Below are 18,255 nucleotides of genomic sequence, written 5' to 3'. Positions count from 1 at the left end.
TGGGGGTGCGTCCCTTTCCCCTCCCCACGTCCCCTCGTGGTCACCTGCGTGTCCCTTTTCCCGGGGGCAGGGGTGGTCCCACCGGTTTCTTGCCCCCCCCCCCCCCCCCCGGACCCCGGCACCGACCGCCGCGACCGATCCCACCGGAGGGTGACCCGTCATGTCCGCGACCCTGTCCGCCGTACTCGCCCGGACCGCGCGGCCGCACGCCGCGCTGCGCCGGCTCCTGGTCCTCGACGCCGTGGTGACCGGCGCCAACGCGCTCGCCTACCTGGCCCTCCCCGGCCCGCTCGGACGCTTCCTCGGCGTCGGCCCCGGCCTGCTCCTCGGGCTCGGCGCGTTCCTCGCGGTGTACGCGGCCGGCGTCGGCCTGGTGGCCTCCCGGCCGCACCCGCCGGCCCTCGGCGCGCGGATCGTCGTCGAGACCAACCTCGCCTGGACGGCGGTGAGCCTCGCCGCTCTCGCGCTCTGGCTCACCCCGACCGCGGCGGGCGCGGTCTGGACGGTCCTCCAGGCCCTCACCGTGGCCGGCTTCGCCCTGCTCCAGCACATGGCGCTGAGGAGCCGTCAGGAAAGCCAGCCCTGAAGGTACTTGGCCGTCGCCGGGTCCGCCGGGAGCAGCGTCTCCACGGCCAGCTCGGCGACGGTCACGTCCATGGGGGTGTTGAACGTGGAGATCGAGGACACGAACGACAGCGTCCGGCCCTCGTGCTCGATCAGCATCGGCAGCGCGAAGTACGCCACCGGCTCCTCCGCGTTCCACGCGCCGTCCCCGCCGGCCTCCGGCACCGGGAACGCCGCCACCTCCTCGTACAGCGCCCGCAGCGGGGCGGAGCGGCGCAGCGCGATCTGCCGCTCCATCTGCTCCAGCAGGTGCCCGCGCCACTGGCGCAGGTTCCGGATGCGCGGCGCGAGCCCCTGCGGGTGCAGGGTGAGCCGCACCGCGTTCAGCGGCGGTTCCAGCAGCGACTCGGGGACCCCGTCGAACAGCGCCGTGACCCCCCGGTTGGCCGCCACGACGTCGTACACCGCGTCCACCACCAGCGCCGGATACGGCTCGAAGCCCCCGATCAGCCGCTCGATGCCGTCCCGCAGCACCCCCAGCGTCGGGTCGTCCAGCGGGGTGTGCGGGAACCGGGGCGCGTAACCCGCCGCCAGCAGCAGCGCGTTGCGCTCCCGCACCGGGACGTCCAGGTGCTCGGCCAGCCGCAGCACCATCTCCTCGCTGGGCCGGGAACGGCCGGTCTCGACGAAGCTGATGTGCCGGGCGGAGGAGTCGGCGCGCAGGGCCAGCTCCAGCTGGCTGACCCGCCGCTGTTCCCGCCAGGCCCGCAGCAGCGGGCCCACGCCCTCGGCGGCGGAAGCGGTACCGGAAGGGGCAGTGGTCATGCCCGGACGGTAGCCGAGAAGCGGCCGTCGTGGGGAGCCGCGCCCGCCGGCCGGGCCGCCGGGGCCCTCCTGTGGCAGCCTGAGGGACGAGCCCCCGTGCGGGAGCGACGAGGAGACCGAACCGGCGAAGGAGCGCAGCCCATGCCCGTCGAACCGCTGTCGCAGAAGGAGATCGAGGACCGGCTGGCCGGGCTGCCGGGCTGGTCGCTCGAGGGGGACCGCCTCACCCGCTCCTACCGGCTGGGGTCGCACCTCGCGGCGACGGCGATGGTCGTCCACATCGCCCGGGTGCAGGAGGAACTCGACCACCATTCCGACCTCACCCTCGGCTACCGCACCGTGTCGCTGTCGGTGCACACCCACTGCGCGGGCGGCGTCGTCACCGAGAAGGACATCGAGCTCGCCCGCAGGGTGGAGGACCTGGCCCCCGGCCACGGTGCACACTGAGGCGCGTGCTGGACTACGACGAGGAAGCGGCACACTACGACACCCTGCGCGGCGGTGAGCCGCGCGCCGCCGCCGCCGCGGCGGCCGTGCTGGGGCTGGTGCCGGAGCGGGCCCGGAACCTGCTGGACGTGGCCTGCGGCACCGGCATCGTGACCCGGCGGTTCGCCGCCCGCGACGGCCTGCGGGTGACCGGCGCCGACCTCTCCCCGGCGATGGCCCGCCGGGCCGCCGCCCGCCTGCCCGGCGCGGTGGTCCGCGCCGACAGCCGCCGGCTGCCGTTCGCCGACGCCCGGTTCGACGCCGTGGTCAGCGTGTGGCTGCTGCACCTGCTGTCCGGCCCCGGGGACGTGCGGGCCGCCGTCGGCGAGTGCGCCCGCGTCCTGCGGCCCGGCGGGGTCTACGTCACCACCGTCGACAAGGGCGCCTCCCACAACGTGGGCAGCGACATCGACGCGGTGCTCGCCGCCCGTCCGCCGAGTCCGGCGCCCGACGCCGCCGCCGACGTCGAGGCCTGCGCCGCCGGGCACGGACTGGTCCCGGCCGGGCAGGCCCGCTTCCGGGGGCACGGGCAGGGCCGCAGCCCCCGCCGCACCATCGCCGACCTGCGCCGCGGCTGGTTCGTCACCCTGCCGCCCGGCGAACCGGCCGCCGAGCGCTTCGCGGCCCGCCTGGCGCGCCTCCCCGACCAGGAACGCCCCCGCCCCGACCCGGTGTTCACCCTCAGGGCCTTCCGCAAGCCGCTGTAGCGGCAACCCGCGGCAACCCGCCGGCGATCAGCGGCAACCCGCGGCGCCCCGGCGGCGACCGGGAGACGGAACCCGTCCGTCCTCCCAGGAAGGCCCGCCCCGTGAAGCACCCCCGCAGGCACCGCAGACGCCGTGTCCTCCTCCCCGCCGCGCTCGCCGTGGCGACGCTGGCCGGCACCGGCCTGACCGCGCTGTCCGACGACCCCGCGCAGGCCGCCGCCGCCCCGCGACAGGTCGAGAAGCTCGACCGCGGCGTCGTCAGCGTCCACACCGGCAGCGGCAACCTGGTCGGCTGGCGCTGGCTCGGCACCGACCCGGACGACGTCGCCTTCAACGTCTACCGGGCCGGCACCAAGGTCAACTCCGCCCCGATCACCCGCTCCACCACCTTCTTCCACTCCGGCGCCCCCGCCCACGCCGACTACACGGTCCGCGCGGTCGTCAACGGCACCGAGCAGGGCGACTCGGTGCACGCCGTCCAGTTCCGCACCGGCTACAAGGACGTCCCCCTGTCCCCGCCGGCCGGCGGCACCACCCCCGACGGCGTCTCCTACACCTACGAGGCCAACGACGCCTCGGTCGGCGACCTCGACGGCGACGGCGCCCTCGAGTTCGTCCTGAAGTGGCAGCCCACCAACGCCAAGGACAACTCGCAGTCCGGCCACACCGGCAACACGATCGTCGACGGCATCGAACTCGACGGCACCCGGCTGTGGCGCATCGACCTCGGCCGCAACATCCGCTCCGGCGCCCACTACACCCAGTTCCAGGTCTACGACTACGACGGCGACGGCAGGGCCGAGGTGGCCATGAAGACCGCCGACGGCACCAGGGACGGCACCGGCGCCGTCATCGGCAGCTCCTCGGCGGACCACCGCAACTCCTCGGGCTACGTGCTGTCCGGCCCCGAGTACCTGACCATGTTCGACGGGCGGACCGGCAGGGCGATGGGCACCGTCGACTACACCCCGGCCCGCGGCACCGTCTCCTCCTGGGGCGACTCCTACGGCAACCGCGTCGACCGCTTCCTCGCCGGCACCGCCTACCTGGACGGCGCCCGCCCCTCCCTGATCATGGCCCGCGGCTACTACACCCGTACCGTGATCGCGGCCTGGGACTGGCGGAACGGGGCCTTCACCCGCCGCTGGACCTTCGACACCGACTCCTCCGCCAACAAGGGCAGGGGCTACGACGGCCAGGGCTCCCACAGCCTCTCCGTCGGGGACGTCGACCGCGACGGCCGGGACGAGATCGTCTACGGCTCGATGGCCGTCGACGACGACGGCAGGGGCCTGTGGACGACGAGGACCGGCCACGGCGACGCCCAGCACCTCGGCGACCTCGACCCGTCGACCCCGGGCCTGGAGTACTACAAGGTCTCCGAGTCCACCGGCCAGCCCGCCGCCCTCTCCATCGACCCCGCCGGCGGCACGGTCCGCTGGAAGCTCGCCGCCTGCTGCGACAACGGCCGGGGCGTCGCCGCGGACATCTGGCCGGGCAACGCCGGCCCGGAGATGTGGTCCTCCTCCGACGGCTCCGTGCGCGACGAGGGCGGCGCGGCCAAGGGCCGCAAGCCGTCCTCCGCCAACTTCCTCCTCTGGTGGGACGGCGACCCCGTGCGCGAACTCCTCGACGGCACCCGCGTCGACAAGTACGGCCCGTCCTCCGACACCCGCCTGCTGACCGGCTCCGGCGTCTCCTCCAACAACGGCACCAAGGCCACGCCCGTGCTGTCCGGCGACATCCTGGGCGACTGGCGCGAGGAGGTCGTCTGGCGCACCGCTGACAACAAGGCCCTGCGCATCCACTCCACCCCGCACGACACGGACCGCCGCATCACCACCCTCCTCCACGACACCCTCTACCGCACGTCCCTGGCCTGGCAGAACAGCGGGTACAACCAGCCCCCGCACACCGGCTTCTTCCTCGGCGACGGCATGCCGACGCCGCCGCGGCCGGCGGTGGCCACGCCCTGAGGGACGGCGGGCCGGACACGGCCCGGTCCGCCGCAGCCTCCTCCTCCGGCCCCGGCATCCCGTCCCCACGACCGGTCCGGCGAGCCGGGACGACCGGGAGGACACCGCCTAGGACAGCTGACGGACCCCGTCCGGGCGATCGGGCCGGGCCGGGGCGTAAGGCGGCGGCTTCCCGGTGTCCAGGACCGGCGGACGGGGCATCCTCGTGTCCGTCGTCCCCGCCGGACGGCCGGACCGCGGCGCGCGGGCCCGGGGAGGGGCGTCACCGCTCCCGGCGCCCGGGCGGCCCGGGCGGTCCCGGCGGACGACCGGAACGACCGGGGGAGTCATGTGAACGCCTCAGAGGCGAGGGCGCTGCTGGACCGGCAGCGGTACGCGGAACTGGTGGGAGCGATCGGGGGGATCGCGCACCGGCAGGGCCCGGACGGCGGGGACGAGGAGGTGTGGACGCTCCTGCTCCGGTGCCGGCTGGAGCAGGGGCTGATCCGCGAGGCGGGCGCCCTGGTCGACGGTGCGCGGGGACGGTTCGCCCCGGACGGTGTCGCCGGCCTGTGGAGCCGCCTGGCCGAGATCCACAGGAGCCGGGCGGCGCTCACCCCCCGGGCGCTGGACGCGTTCATCGCGCGCTGCGAGCGGATCGCCGCCCGCGGGCCCTCGGCACCGGGCCTGCTGGCCGGCGATCTCCGCGCGCAGGGCCTGGCCCTGCGCTTCCTGCTCTCGGGCCAGGAGCCCGGCCGGCGCGCGGCCGTGGCCGACGCGTGGGAGGCCGCGGCGGCCGCCCACCTCGACGCCGGTGCGCCCGGTGACGCCGACCGGGCGGTACGGCGGGCCGCGGCGTTCCTGCGCGGGAACCCGGGAGCGGATCCGGACCGGGCACGTGGTCTGCTGGTGGCCGCCCGGGAAGCGGCGCAGCGGCGGGGTGACGCCCTGTCCGCCGCCGAGTCGGCGTTCGCGCTGGCGGAACTGGACCTCGAGGTCTGGTTCGCCACCGACTTCGGCCGGCCGCGGGGGCGGGACTCCGGACCGCTCGTGGCCGCGCTCGAGGACGCGGCGGCACGGATCACCGCGGCCGGCGGCCGCCTCGGTGAACCACGGGCGCACCTGGCCCTGGGGCAACTGTGCCTGAACCACGGGGTGCCCGACGGAGTCGCCCTCACCGAGAAGGCCGCGGACGGCTTCCGGCGGGCGCAGGTGCCGGCCCAGGAACTGAGCGCATGGCAGGCGCTGTCCCTGTGGCACGTCCACCACGGCGACGCGGCGGCGCGGAAGAACGCCGACCGGGAGGCGGCCGGCCTGACCCGCCTCATCGGGCATCCCCTCGCCGAGGACGCACGGACGATCGGTGAGGCGGACACCGCCCTCCGCGCCGCCGACCGCGGGCGCGCCGACCTGCTCACCGTACGGCGGGGGCCCGCGGACGAGGGGGAGTTCGCCGGGCAGGCGGTCGTGCGCGCGTCGGTGCTCTCGTCGATGGGGCTCAAGGACGAGGCCGTGCTGCTGCTGCGCGGGGTCGACCGTGAACTGCGGGACCGGCCGGCGCCGGCCGGTCTGCTGCCCGAGGTGTCGCTCTCGCTGGCCGCCCTGCTGGCCGGTTCCGACGCACCGGCGGCCTGCGCCCAGCTGGACCGAGGCGCCGCCGCGGCCCGCCGGCTGGGTCTTCCCGTGGACGAGGCACGCTGCCTGGCCCTCAAGGCCTGGGTGGCGGTACTGGCTCGCAGACGCGGAGGGACCGCGGTCCCGTCCCCCGAGGAGACGGTCGCCCTCTTCGGGACGGCCACGGCGCTGCTGGAGCCCCTGACCTCCCTGGACGCCCGTGTCCACCTGGTGTCGGTGCACCAGCAGCGCGGGCAGGCGGCCTTCTTCACCCAGGACTGGGAGGAGTGCGGGGCGTCGTTGGGCCGGGCCGAGGAGGTGTGCCGGACCTTCGGCCTGGGCCCCCAACTGGCCTTCACCCTCAGCTACCAGGCCCTGGTGCTGATCGACAGGGCCCGCCACGGCGGCGGGGCCGCGCTGTACGAGGACGCCGACCGGCGCCTCGCCGAGGTGCAGGGTCTGCTGGCCGCCGCGGGCCTGCGCCCGGAGATCTGGCGGGTCCTGTTCCACCGCGGCATCTGCGCCCTGGAGACGGGCGACCGCTACGCGCCCGCCGCACGGGACCGCGCCCGCCACTGGTCCCGGGCGGACACCCTGCTGGACGAGGCCGCCCGGGAACTCGACCGGCTGCGGGCGACGGCGGCGACCGCGGACACGACCGCGCTGCGGACCCAGCACGTGCGCATCGCCCTGGCCGGCAACGCCTCGGAGGTCTACCGCCTCGGCTTCGAGCTGCACTGGTACCGCAGGGCCGACGCGGCCCGGGCCCTGGAGTGGCTCGAGCGGGCCAAGTCCCGGGCCCTGCTGGACGGACTCGGCGAACTCACCCCCGCCGGGTCCGTCCTGGGGCGGGTGCCCGAACTCGCACGGGAACAGGAGCTGCGGAAGCGGCCGGCGGACACCGACGAGGAGGAACTGGCCCTGCGCCGGGAGATCGACGGGCTCCTCGCCACCATGCGCACGGGCCCGATGGCCGGATACGCACGCGCCAGGTCCGTCGAACCGCCGGCCCACGAGGAACTGCGGGCCGCACTCGAGAGGGAGAGGGAGCACACCGGCGGACGGCGGATCGTCGTGGCCGAGTACCGGTGCGGGCCGCGGGAGATCCTGCTGTTCGGCCTGCGCGCCGACTGGCCCGAGCCGCGGGTGGAGACCGTCGGGACCGACCCCGCGCGGCTGTCCCGCTACGCCGGCCAGTACTTCCGCCGCCCCGGCGGAGTGCGCCTGATGATGCAGGACCTCGCCGACGGAGGGGAGCGCGACTGGCACTCCTTCTCCTCCCTCGTCGCCCCGCTGGCCGACTGGGCCTCGCCCGGGGACATCCTGTACCTCGTACCGCACGGAGTCCTCCACGACCTGCCGCTGCACACGCTCCCCGTCGGGGGCGAGCCGCTGCTGCTGCGCAATCCGGTGTGCTACAGCCCGAGCAGCGCCGTGCTGCTCGACCTCCTGAACCGGACAGGGCGGGGGAAGCCGGCCCGCGCCGGGGCACGCGCGGTCTTCGGTGACTCGCGGTCCAACCTCCCGAGGTCGGCCGACGAGGCCGGCGCCGTGGCCCGGCTCCTCTCGGTCCGGGAGGAGCTGGGGGCCGAGGTGACGACGGCGCGCGTCCTGGACGCGCTCGACCGGTGCGCCCTGGTGCACCTGGCGGGGCACGGACACCTCTCGACCGGGGACGGCTTCGAACGGGGCATGGACACGGCCGACGGCGTCCTGCACGCCTCCGACCTCGTGGGCCGTCGTGTCGGGGCCGGTGCCGTGGTGCTCAGCGGCTGCGAGACCGGTGTGAACGAGCAGCGCGACGGCGACGAACCGGTGGGCCTCGCGCACGCCCTGTTCCTGGGCGGGTGCAGGTCGGTCGTGGTGAGCCAGTGGAAGGTGGCGGACACGTCCGCGGCCACGCTGCTCACCGCGTTCCACCGGGAGCTGGCGCAGGACTTCGGCTGCGCGGACGCGCTCCACCACGCCGCACGGGCCGTGGCGGGCACGCCACCGCACCGCGGGCACTTCTACCACTGGGGCGCGTTCGTGGCCGTCGGTGACTGGAGATGAAGGAGGAACGGGTGGGGAACGGACAGGACGCGGGCACCGGACAGGACGCGGGGAACGGACGGGACGCGGGGACCGGCGAGCACGTCGTCGACCACGCCATGGACATCGACGAAGCGGCGCTGGAGGAACGCGCCGAGCCGGCCGCCGTGGACCGGACGGTCGGGCTGCTGGCACGGGAGAACAGGTTCGCCCTGCGCACCGGACCCGTCTCCTGGAACCCGCTCGGCGACGGCCGGGGGACCGCGGTCGACATCCCGCTGCGGTGCGTCGCCCACCGGCACCCGGAGTGCCGGCTGCGCTGGGTGAGGGTGAGCGTGGACGTCTCCGGCAGCGACGGCACGGTCCTCGACCTCAGCCCCAGGGACGAGGTGGCCACCGAACCGGTCAGGGTGGTCACCCGCTACGGCGGTGGCCTGTCCCTCCAGATCGAGACCGTCCCCCTGGGACCGGAGGTCACCGCCGAACGGGCCAGGGAGCAGGACGTGTTCTTCCCCCGGCTCACTTCCTCCGGCCCTCTGTTCGCCGCGGCCTGGTGGGACTTCCTGCAGGTCGGGGAGGCCCCCCTGCACGTCGACCGCACCCTGCGCCTCCTGGTGGGCCTGCCCGGCGGCGCCACGCGGGCCCACCTCCACACCACCCTGCGCGCGGGCGTCTCCGTCCAGGGCGCCCTCGGTACCGTGCCGCTCGTCGGCCGCCGGAGGGTGAGGCTGGACGCCCGGGGCACCTTCGAGAACCTGTAGCGGCACCACCGGGCCCGTCGTCGTCCGCCCGTACCCGGTACGGGCGGACCCGGGGGCCCGGGGCACCGCCCCGGTGGGCCGGCCGTCGTCGGAGGGGGCGCCCGCACCGCAGGCCGGCGCCCCCGGCGGGCGGCGCGCCCCCTCCGACGGGGTCAGCGCACCGCGCAGTCCTGCCCGCCCAGCCTGAAGGCCGTCGGTTCCGTGTTCGCCGCCGAGCGGCTCGCGGTGAAGCCGAAGCCGACCGACGAGCCCGCCGCGACGGTGCCGTTCCAGTCGGTGCTGCGCACCGTCACCGCCGGACCCGACTGGGTGTGGGCCGCGTTCCAGAGCTGGGAGATGCGCTGCCCGTCCGCGAAGGACCAGTTCAGGTCCCAGCCGTCCCAGGCGCTCCTTCCCGTGTTGGTCACCCGCACCTCGGCCTGGAAGCCGCCGGGCCACTGGTGGGTGACCGCGTACGTCACCTCGCAGGCCCCCGCGGGCTCCGGGTCCGGACCCGGGCCGCCGTCGTCCCCGCCCCCGGGGGCCGAGGTGTCGCCGTAGACGACGCCGCGTCCGTTGGTCGCCACGTAGACCCGGCCGTAGACCCGCGGGTCACCGGTGATCGCCGCGCCGGTCCAGCCCCACTGGTGGGCGTCGTCGTTGACGCGGGTCCAGCTCGCGCCGCGGTCCGTCGAGCGGAAGATGCCGCGCACCCCGCCGATCTTCGCGCTGGTGTAGAGGGTCTGGTACGACGCCCCGGGCGCCGCCTTGCCGAAGCCGACGGTGTCGGCCTCCTCGACGTTCCCCAGCCGGGTGAAGGTCGCCCCGGCGTCCGTGGAGTGCCACAGGCCGTACGCCCCGTCGCTCGATCCGCCCGCCAGCCAGATGTCGCCCCGCACGCCCGGCAGCGCCTTGAACCGCACGCCGCCGCCGTCGGGCAGGCCGGTCGCCGCCGAGGCCCTGAACGTCGCGCCGCCGTCCGTACTGACGTAGAACTTCCCGGACTTGAAGCCGTAGAAGGTCTTCGGGTCCACCCGGTCGGACTCCACGACCGCCCCGTCCGGGATGCCGGACGACGCCGACCAGGAGGTGCCGAACCCGGTGGTGTGGTGGACGCCGGCGCCTTCCGGGCTCCACACGAACCGGCTGCCGTCGGCCGCCGCCGCGACCGTCCCCCCGCCGCTCACGCCCGAAGGGTCCGTCCCCGGGAACCAGTGGGCGCCGTTGTCCGTCGAGAACGCGATGTGCGGGCCGGAGTCCAGGTTGCCGGCCCGGACCACGGTGTCCGGGTCCGACTCGGCGAAGTCCAGGCTCGTCGTCGAGGTGAAGTTCGGCTGCGTGAACATCATCGACGGGACCTTCGTCAGGTCCGTGTGCCGGAAGCCGCCGACGTCGCCGAGTGCGCTGAGCAGCGGCGCGCCCGACGGGGGAGAGGCGAGGTCGTTGACGGCCGTCTCCTCCAGGCCGCGCACCACGGGCGTGAGGGTGAACTTCGTGCCGGCGTCCCAGTTCGTGAGGTTCTCGGTGCCGTAGATTGTCGCGCCCGTGCCGTACATCATGCGGTCCGAGTCGAAGGGGTCGATCTCCATCGCCTCGGTCATCCAGCCGAGTTTCGGGGTCTGTTCGGGCGGGGACGGGTCGGCGCCCCAGGTGAGCCAGGGCACGGACGAGACGTCCATGGTGTAGCGGTTCTCGCGGTTCGGGTACGACGTGTAGTCCCACGCCTTCGTCCAGGTCGCGCCGCTGTCCGTGGAGCGGAAGATCTGGGTGTCCGGCCACCAGGAGCTGTACGCCGTCGCCATCACCGTGCCCGGCTTCTGCCGGTCCACGGTCAGCCCGCTGAAGCCGTAGTGGGTGTCGGCCTCCGGGACGGGACTGATGTCCGTCCAGGCGCCGGTCGCCGTCGCGTACCGGTACAGGCGGCCCTTGCCGCCGTCGTACGGGCCGCCGGTGTCGCTGTAGGCGAGGTAGAGGTGGCCGTCGCGGGCGTCGAGGACGCCCTTGTGGGCGAGGTACCCCGTCGGCTGCCCGGGCAGCCGTTCCCAGGTCGCGCCCGCGTCCGTGGACCGGTAGACGGCGTTGTCCTTGTCGGCGACCCCGACGTAGACCGTCCTGGTCGCGCTGCCCGGCGTCCCCGTCGACTCGTCGAAGGTGACCCAGACGACGCCCTGGTTGTCGCTGCCGTACCCGGAGGTGTCACCCGGGTCCTGGACGTAGTTCCCGGGGTTGGGGAAGTCCGTCACCTGCGACCAGTTCGCCCCCGAGTCGGTCGACCGCCACAGCCCCCTGCCGCTGGGCGCGCCCAGGTACAGCACGCTGTTGCGGTTCGGGTCGACGGCCAGGCGTTCCCCCATGCCCCGGCCCGGCATGTTCCCGCCCAGCTTGAACGGCAGGTCGGCCTTCCGCCAGCTCGCGCCCCGGTCGGCGGAGCGCAGCACCGCGCCGTTCCCCGGGTCCCAGTCGTTGGTGTACGTGCCGACCGCCGCGTACACCCGGTCCGGGTCGACCGGGTCGGAGGCGAGGCTCACCACGCCGGTGTGCCCCCAGTCGTCCCAGCCCACCGAGTCCAGCAGCGGGGTCCAGGTCTTCGTCGCCTCCTGCCAGCGGTAGGCGCCGCCGATGTCGGTGCGCGCGTAGGCCAGGTTCCGCTCGCTGCGGTTGAAGACGATGCCGGGCACGAAGCCGCCGCCGTCGATGCGGGCGTTCTTCCAGGTGTAGGTGTCGGCGGCGGGGGCGGCGGCCGGCTCCGGGCCGCCGTCGCCGGCCGCGAGGGCGGGCGGGCCGGCCGCGAGCAGGCCGGCCGCCAGCGCCAGCACGGCCGTGAGGACACGGGTTCTTCGCACGGTGCGTTCCTTCCGCGGGGTGGGGAGGGGAGGGGGGTGGGAGCGCGCGAGGGCCGGGGGGTCCCCCGTGCGCGAGGGGACCGCCCGGCCGTGGTGGCCCCGGCGTCAGGTACCGGGGCCGTACGCGGAGCGCCGGCGGGGGCTATTCGAGCAGCTCCGCGTACGCGCCCAGGGCCAGGGCGATGTCGGCCTGGGCCCAGAACCGGTGGTACGTGAAGGTGGGCGCGGCGCCGCCCGCCAGATAGGACTCGATCTTCGACCAGGCCGGGTCGTCCCGGTAGAAGGAGCGGATCGATTCGAACGTCGACGACGCGTCGATCCGGTCGCCGTTGGGCATGGTGCCGGTCCAGCCGGCGGGGATGTGGACCGGGTCGTCGAAGCGGTTGTAGTCGGTGCGGGTCTCCGGGACGGCGATGCCCAGGTCGTCCCGGTGGTGGGTCCACATGCCGTCGAGGAGCTTCTTCGCGGTGGCCGCGGCCTCGGTGTCACCGGAGCGGTCGGCGTAGTACGTCAGGGTCCTGGCGTACGCGCCCGCCACGCCGACGTCGTTGGTGTAGTCGACGACGGTGACGTGCAGGCCGCCGTTGGCACCGGGGTTCGCGGCGTTCCACGTGTCGGGCTTGCCCGACCAGCGGAGCGTCGACGGGATGCGGAAGGTGCCGTCGGGGTTGACCGTGGTCTCGGACAGCGACCAGTCCACCCACTTGTCCAGGACCGACTTGGCGAGCGCGTTGCCGGTCTGCTGGTACAGCTCGGCGACCCGCTCCATCGACCACGCCTGGAAGCCGAACCACTGGTTGGACGGCGGGTCGTGGTAGACCGGCTTCTCGTCGTAGTACATGCCGTAGAAGGTCGGCGTGCCGGCCGGCGGCGTGGCGTACCGCCCCGCCCAGCTGTTGGTCGCGCCGCCCGCGATGGCGCCCTCGTCGGACTGCAGCCAGCGGTAGAACTCCAGCTGCCGCTGCATCGACTTGGCCCAGTCGTCCGCGCCCGTCGCCGACTTCGGCTTGAGCGGCGCGTAGCTGCTCAGCGCGTACGCGGCGAACGGGTTCTGGTAGCCGCCGTGCGCGTGGCTGGAGCCGATGCGCCAGGCCCAGCCCGCCGAGGAGTCGGTGGCGCCGCCCCACGCGTAGTACCAGGACAGCAGGTAGTGCGAGGCGTCCTTGCCGGTGCCGGCCGGGCAGGACGAGGGCCCCACGCAGTTGCCGACCTTCTTGAAGTACTTGTCGTACATGGCGTAGCGCAGGTAGTCGCCCATCTTCGCGGCCTTGGAGACGGTCGCGGAGACCTCGGAGCCCTTGCCCTGCTCCTTGGCCCACTTGTCCGCCCAGTACGCGGCCTGCACGGCGCGCGCGTCGGCGTCCGGGGCGTTGGTGAACTTCCACTGCTTCGCGTACGAGGCGTCCTTGGTGAACAGGTCCAGGTAGCCGTTCTTCCCGCCGTACTTGAAGGCGTCGCAGGTGGGCTGCGGGACCGTCTCCCACACCGACTCCTGCGGGCCGCGCTGGAAGGTGTTGATGTACGACGGGCCGGTCGCCGCCGGGCCGGCCTCGCACGTGCCGGGCTCGTTGCCGTAGCCGTAGACGTTGTCGACGTCCTGCAGCCAGTGCATGCCGTAGACGTCGTCGGTGCCGTAGGCGGACCTCAGCTCGCCCGCGATCGGGTCGGGGCCGACCGGGACGCCCGTGTCGAGCGCGGACGGGTACTCGTTCGGGGTGTCGTGCTCGGGCGCGTAGGTCGCCGGCTTCGAGGCGTTGTAGAAGGAGCTGGTCGACTGGTCCGCACGGGTGGGGATCATGTACTTCTCCATGATTCCCCAGGCCCCGTTGAACTTCGACCAGTCACCGGTCACCTTGCCGTACATGGCCTGCAGCCACAGCAGGTAGCTGTACGCCTCCGAGGTGGTCTCGTGGCCGTGGTCCGGCGCCTCGACGATCAGCGTCTCGACCGAGTGGTACGGGATGCCCTCGGGCGAGAAGTAGCCGTTCGCCGGGTCGGTGATCTTGCCGTACAGCTCCAGGAAGCGCGCGTCGTAGGTCTTCCCCGCGCCCAGCTGCGTCACCGTGACCGCGGCCTTGCCGTGCCCCGGCGCCGTCGACTCGAAGACCGCCGAGCCGGTGCCGGAGCCGTCGGCGCCGATGGTCACCTTCTGCGCGGTGTCCCAGTTCGACGGGGTGAAGGTGAGCGAGGCGCCCCCGGTGACCGACAGCCCCGCGTTGCCGCTCGCGCGGGCCGTGGTGACGGTCACGTTCGCGCTCGGCTGCTTCGACAGCTTCACCTCGTACGTGCCCGACCCGCCCTGCCGGACGCCCAGCTGGGACGGTGTGGCCACCACGGTGGGGCCCGAGGCGACCGTGATGCCGACCGGGGTGGAGCTCGCGGAGGCGCCCCTGCTGTCGTGGGCCTTCGCCACCAGTGAATGACTGCCCACGGTCAAACCGGCGACCGAGAGGGTGAACGGCGCGCTGCTGTCCGTGCCCAGCAGCTCGGTGTCGTCGTAGAACTCCACCTTGGTGATGACGGCGTCGTCGGCCGCCGCCGCGGTCGCCGCGAGCGGGACGGTCTCGCCCTGGGTGTAGACGGAGCCGGCCGCGGGGCTGGTGAGCACGGCGACCGGGGGCCGGTGGGCGCCGGCGCAGGGGGTGCCGTTGACCGCGAAGGACGTGGGCGCGGCGTTGGAGCCGCTGTAGGAGAACTGGGCGCCGGTCGTGACGGCGCCGCCGGCGGAGATCCGGGCGTTGTGCCCGGCGTTCCTCACGGTCACGGTCCTCCCGGACTGCGACCAGCTGCCGTTCCAGCCGTTCACGAGCCTCTGGTTGCCCGCGTAGTCGTACGTCAGCGTCCAGCCGTCGATGGTCTCCGTGCCGCGGTTGGTGAGGGTCAGGTCCGCGGTGAAGCCGGAGCCCCAGTCGTTCGTCCGGTAGTCGACGCTGCACTGGACGGCGGCCGCCTGGGCGGGGGTCGAACCCGAGGAGAGCATCGTCAGCGGGAGCGCGAGAGCCGCCGCGACGGCCGTCCACAGCCGCCGGACGCCGCCGCGTCTTCTGGGTGGGGGGCGCATGGTGCTGGTTCCTCCTGCGACTCGAAGAGGTCAAGGCTTGAACCAGTGGGAGCGCTCCCATAGTGGGGACGGGGTCTGGGGCGGTCAAGGCTTGTGGAGAGTCGAAAAGATTCGACGAAGGGGCCTGAGGGAAAGTCAGCAACACCCTCTGTTCTTCTTCGTCACTTGACGCTAGCTTCTTGGCACCAGTGGGAGCGGTTCCACCAGTCGGCGCGTCCGGTCACGGCGCGTGTGAACTGCAAGGAGTCGCTCATGCGCCACCCCCCGCGTTCAGTACTTTTAGCCATCCTCCGTGCACGGCGGAGCACTCCGTCACGCCCCTTCCGCGGGCGGCACCGGGACGGCGGAGATCCGGCTCGACGGCACCACCCCACCCCGGGCGCGGGGCCGGCGCACTCGTCGTGGGACCCCTCGTCGTCCGCGCTGCCCCGACAGCGCCCGGGCGGCGCGGGTGGGCCCGCCCCGGACCGGGGCACGACGGCACTCCCACCCCGTACGGCACCGGGGCGCGCCCACCCGCGCCGCCCTCGAAGGACAGCCCCCCTACGGAATAGGAAACCCGCACTCATGAGTCGCACCAGAACCGCGCTCCTCGCCGCCATGGCGCTGGTCGCCGGCGCCACGGGAACGGCGCTCGCCGCCGTTCCCGGCGGCACCGGCGCGGCCGCCGTCCCCTGCACCGTGGACTACAAGGTGCAGAACCAGTGGAACACCGGCTTCACCGCCTCCGTGACGGTCACCAACCACGGCGCCGCCAAGTCGTCGTGGGCGGTGAAGTGGTCGTACGCCGGCAACCAGAAGGTCACCAGCGCCTGGAACGCCAAGGTCACCCAGTCCGGCGCGAACGTCACCGCCGCCAACGAGTCCTACAACGGCGCGCTGGCCACCGGCGGTTCGGCCACCTTCGGCTTCCAGGGCACCTACAGCGGCACCAACGCGGTCCCCGCCACCTTCACCCTCGACGGCGTGACCTGCAACGTCGATTCCGGCGGCGGCCCCACCGACCCGCCGCCGGACCCGACCGACCCGCCGCCCGGCACCCGGGTCGACAACCCCTACGTCGGCGCCAAGGTGTACGTGAACCCCGAGTGGTCCGCGAACGCGGCCGCCGAGCCGGGCGGCAGCCGCATCGCGAACCAGCCCACCGGCGTCTGGATGGACCGCACCGCCGCCATCAACGGGGCCAACGGCAAGATGAGCCTGCGCGACCACCTCGACGAGGCCCTGCGGCAGAAGGGCTCGGGCGAACTGGTCTTCCAGGTGGTCATCTACAACCTGCCGGGCCGCGACTGCGCCGCCCTCGCCTCCAACGGCGAGCTCGGCCCGACGGAGATCGACCGCTACAAGACCGAGTACATCGACCCGATCAAGGCCATCCTCGCCGACCCGAAGTACGCCTCGCTGCGGATCGTCACCACGGTCGAGATCGACTCCCTGCCGAACCTGGTCACCAACGTCTCCCCGCGGGCCACCGCCACGCCCAACTGCGACGTGATGAAGGCCAACGGCAACTACGTCAAGGGCGTCGGCTACGCCCTGAACAAGCTCGGCGACGTGCCCAACGTCTACAACTACGTGGACGCCGGCCACCACGGCTGGCTGGGCTGGGACGACAACTTCGGGGCCTCCGCGGAGATGTTCAAGCAGGCCGCCACCGCCGAGGGCGCGACCGTGGCCGACGTGCACGGCTTCATCGCCAACACCGCCAACTACAGCGCGCTGAAGGAGGACCACTTCTCGGTCGACCAGACCGTGGCCGGCAAGTCGGTGCGCGAGTCCAAGTGGGTCAGCTGGAACCGTTACGTCGACGAGCTGTCGTACGCCCAGGCCCTGCGCGAGAAGCTGGTCTCGCTCGGCTTCGACTCGAAGATCGGCATGCTGATCGACACCTCCCGCAACGGCTGGGGCGGCACCGCCCGGCCCACCGGGCCCGGCGCCACGACCAGCGTGGACACCTATGTCGACGGCGGCCGCTACGACCGCCGGTTCAACACGGGCAACTGGTGCAACCAGAAGGGCGCGGGACTCGGGGAGCGGCCGCAGGCCGCACCGGAGCCCGGGATCGACGCCTACGTGTGGATGAAGCCCCCGGGCGAGTCCGACGGTGCGAGCAAGGTCATCGACAACGACGAGGGCAAGGGCTTCGACCGGATGTGCGACCCGACGTACACGGGCAACCCGCGCAACGACAACAACATGTCGGGCGCCCTGCCGGACGCCCCGATCTCCGGGCACTGGTTCTCCGCCCAGTTCCAGGAGCTGATGAGGAACGCGTACCCGCCGCTGTCCTGACCGCGGGGCACCTCTGATCCGCCGGGGCCGGGTCCGCCGGGCACGGCCCCGGCGGACCGCACCCCCCGCCCCGCGACGGCACCGCCGCTCCCGCGAAGAACGTTTTTGCGGGAGCGGCAACACGGGTTGCTCCCGTCCGGTGCGCCGGAGCACCCTGGCGGCATCCGAGCGGAGAGGCCGACCACCATGGCGCACCACCACCACGACCACACCGACATCGACTGGGCCGAGATGGCCCCCCTGCTCGAGTCGCAGGCGGAACTCTTCACACCGCTGTACGAGCGGGCCCTGGGCTGGCTGGCGAAGGAGGTCACCGAGCCCGGCCTCGTCGTCGACGCGGGCAGCGGGCCCGGCGTGATCTCCTGCCTGTTCGCCGAGACCTTCCCGGGCGCGCGGATCGTGGCCGTCGACGGCTCCGGGCCGCTGCTGGAGCGGGCCGCGGCCCGGGCCGCCCGCCGGGGCGTCGCCGACCGCTTCGCCACCCTCGCCGGTGAGCTGCCCGGAGTGCTGGACGAGCTGGACTACCCGGCCGACCTGCTCTGGGCCAGCCGCAGTGTGCACCACCTCGGCGACCAGGGCGCCGCGCTCGCCGCGTACGCGAAGCGGCTGGCGCCCGGCGGCACCCTGGCGGTGATGGAGGGCGGCCTGCCCGCCCGGTTCCTGCCCCGCGACATCGGCATCGGCCGGCCCGGACTCCAGGCGCGCGTCGACGCGGTGGAGGAGGACTGGTACGCCCGGATGCGCGCCGAACTGCCCGGCTCGGTCGCGCAGACCGAGGACTGGCCGGCCCTGCTGGCCTCGGCCGGTCTGCGCCCCACCCGCTCGCGCACCTTCCTCCTCGACCTCCCCGCACCGGTCACGGACCGCGCCCGCGCCTACGTGGTCGCCTCCCTCACCCGCACCCGCGAGGTCCTCGCCGAGGGCCTGGACGCCGAGGACCGGGCCACCCTCGACCGCCTCCTCGACCCCGCCGACCCGGCGGGCCTGCACCACCGCCCGGACGTCTTCGTCCTGGCCGCCCACACGGTCCACACGGCCGTGGGGGGGTGCTGGCCGGGGGGCCGGGTGGGGGCCCGGGGGGGGGGGGGGGGGGGGGGGGGGGGGGGGGGGGGGGGGGGGGGGGGGGGGGGGGGAAGG

Annotated in this window: 10 protein-coding genes and 1 pseudogene; 8 read left to right on the top strand and 3 right to left on the bottom strand. The window is 74.0% G+C overall.

Going from position 1 to position 18,255, the window contains the following annotated elements; all coding sequences use genetic code 11:
- Positions 1–160: 160 nt before the first annotated feature.
- Entirely contained in the window at positions 161–586 is a 426-nt protein-coding gene (locus ACZ56B_RS12560) for a hypothetical protein (protein ID WP_468789084.1), read from the top strand.
- Here ACZ56B_RS12560 and ACZ56B_RS12555 read toward each other — a convergent pair.
- The gene (locus tag ACZ56B_RS12555) at positions 568–1,389 is read right to left on the bottom strand and encodes a helix-turn-helix domain-containing protein (RefSeq protein ID WP_468789082.1); all 822 of its coding nucleotides are present in this window, start codon (positions 1,387–1,389) and stop codon (positions 568–570) included. The two genes, ACZ56B_RS12560 and ACZ56B_RS12555, sit on opposite strands and share 19 nt — an antisense overlap.
- Before the next feature lie 141 nt (positions 1,390–1,530).
- Here ACZ56B_RS12555 and ACZ56B_RS12550 point away from each other — a divergent pair, with 141 nt between their 5' ends.
- From ACZ56B_RS12550 to ACZ56B_RS12530, 5 genes are all read left to right on the top strand, one after another.
- On the top strand, positions 1,531–1,836 hold the full coding sequence (locus tag ACZ56B_RS12550) for a 4a-hydroxytetrahydrobiopterin dehydratase (RefSeq protein ID WP_468789080.1): 306 nt from the start codon (positions 1,531–1,533) through the stop codon (positions 1,834–1,836).
- A 5-nt stretch (positions 1,837–1,841) separates the two neighbouring features.
- Entirely contained in the window at positions 1,842–2,582 is a 741-nt protein-coding gene (locus ACZ56B_RS12545) for a class I SAM-dependent methyltransferase (RefSeq protein ID WP_468789078.1), read from the top strand.
- A gap of 101 nt (positions 2,583–2,683) precedes the next feature.
- The gene (locus ACZ56B_RS12540) at positions 2,684–4,558 is read left to right on the top strand and encodes a rhamnogalacturonan lyase (protein ID WP_468789076.1); all 1,875 of its coding nucleotides are present in this window, start codon (positions 2,684–2,686) and stop codon (positions 4,556–4,558) included.
- A gap of 330 nt (positions 4,559–4,888) precedes the next feature.
- A complete protein-coding gene (locus tag ACZ56B_RS12535; protein ID WP_468789074.1) occupies positions 4,889–8,203 on the top strand; it encodes a CHAT domain-containing protein in 3,315 nt (1,104 codons plus the stop codon).
- Positions 8,204–8,214: 11 nt separating this feature from the next.
- Positions 8,215–8,943 (top strand): hypothetical protein, encoded by a 729-nt coding sequence (locus tag ACZ56B_RS12530; protein ID WP_468789072.1) that lies wholly within the window; start codon positions 8,215–8,217, stop codon positions 8,941–8,943.
- A gap of 152 nt (positions 8,944–9,095) precedes the next feature.
- On the opposite strand, the gene ACZ56B_RS12525 is transcribed toward ACZ56B_RS12530, so the two are convergent.
- Both ACZ56B_RS12525 and ACZ56B_RS12520 read right to left on the bottom strand, forming a co-directional pair.
- Positions 9,096–11,765: a cellulose binding domain-containing protein gene (locus ACZ56B_RS12525; RefSeq protein WP_468789070.1), complete on the bottom strand. Its 2,670-nt coding sequence runs from the start codon at positions 11,763–11,765 to the stop codon at positions 9,096–9,098.
- Between the two features lie 142 nt (positions 11,766–11,907).
- Positions 11,908–14,826, bottom strand: a complete 2,919-nt coding sequence (locus ACZ56B_RS12520) for a glycoside hydrolase family 48 protein (protein ID WP_468789068.1) — start codon at positions 14,824–14,826, stop codon at positions 11,908–11,910.
- 567 nt (positions 14,827–15,393) lie between these two features.
- Here ACZ56B_RS12520 and ACZ56B_RS12515 point away from each other — a divergent pair.
- Together ACZ56B_RS12515 and ACZ56B_RS12510 are read left to right on the top strand one after the other, a co-directional pair.
- Positions 15,394–17,118, top strand: a complete 1,725-nt coding sequence (locus tag ACZ56B_RS12515) for a glycoside hydrolase family 6 protein (RefSeq protein WP_468789066.1) — start codon at positions 15,394–15,396, stop codon at positions 17,116–17,118.
- Positions 17,119–17,304: 186 nt separating this feature from the next.
- Positions 17,305–18,159, top strand: a pseudogene (locus ACZ56B_RS12510) (class I SAM-dependent methyltransferase); the annotation flags it as partial.
- Positions 18,160–18,255 lie beyond the last annotated feature (96 nt).

This window comes from Streptomyces sp. NPDC034670 (assembly GCF_055574875.1).
This window is presented reverse-complemented; position numbering and strand designations above follow the sequence as displayed.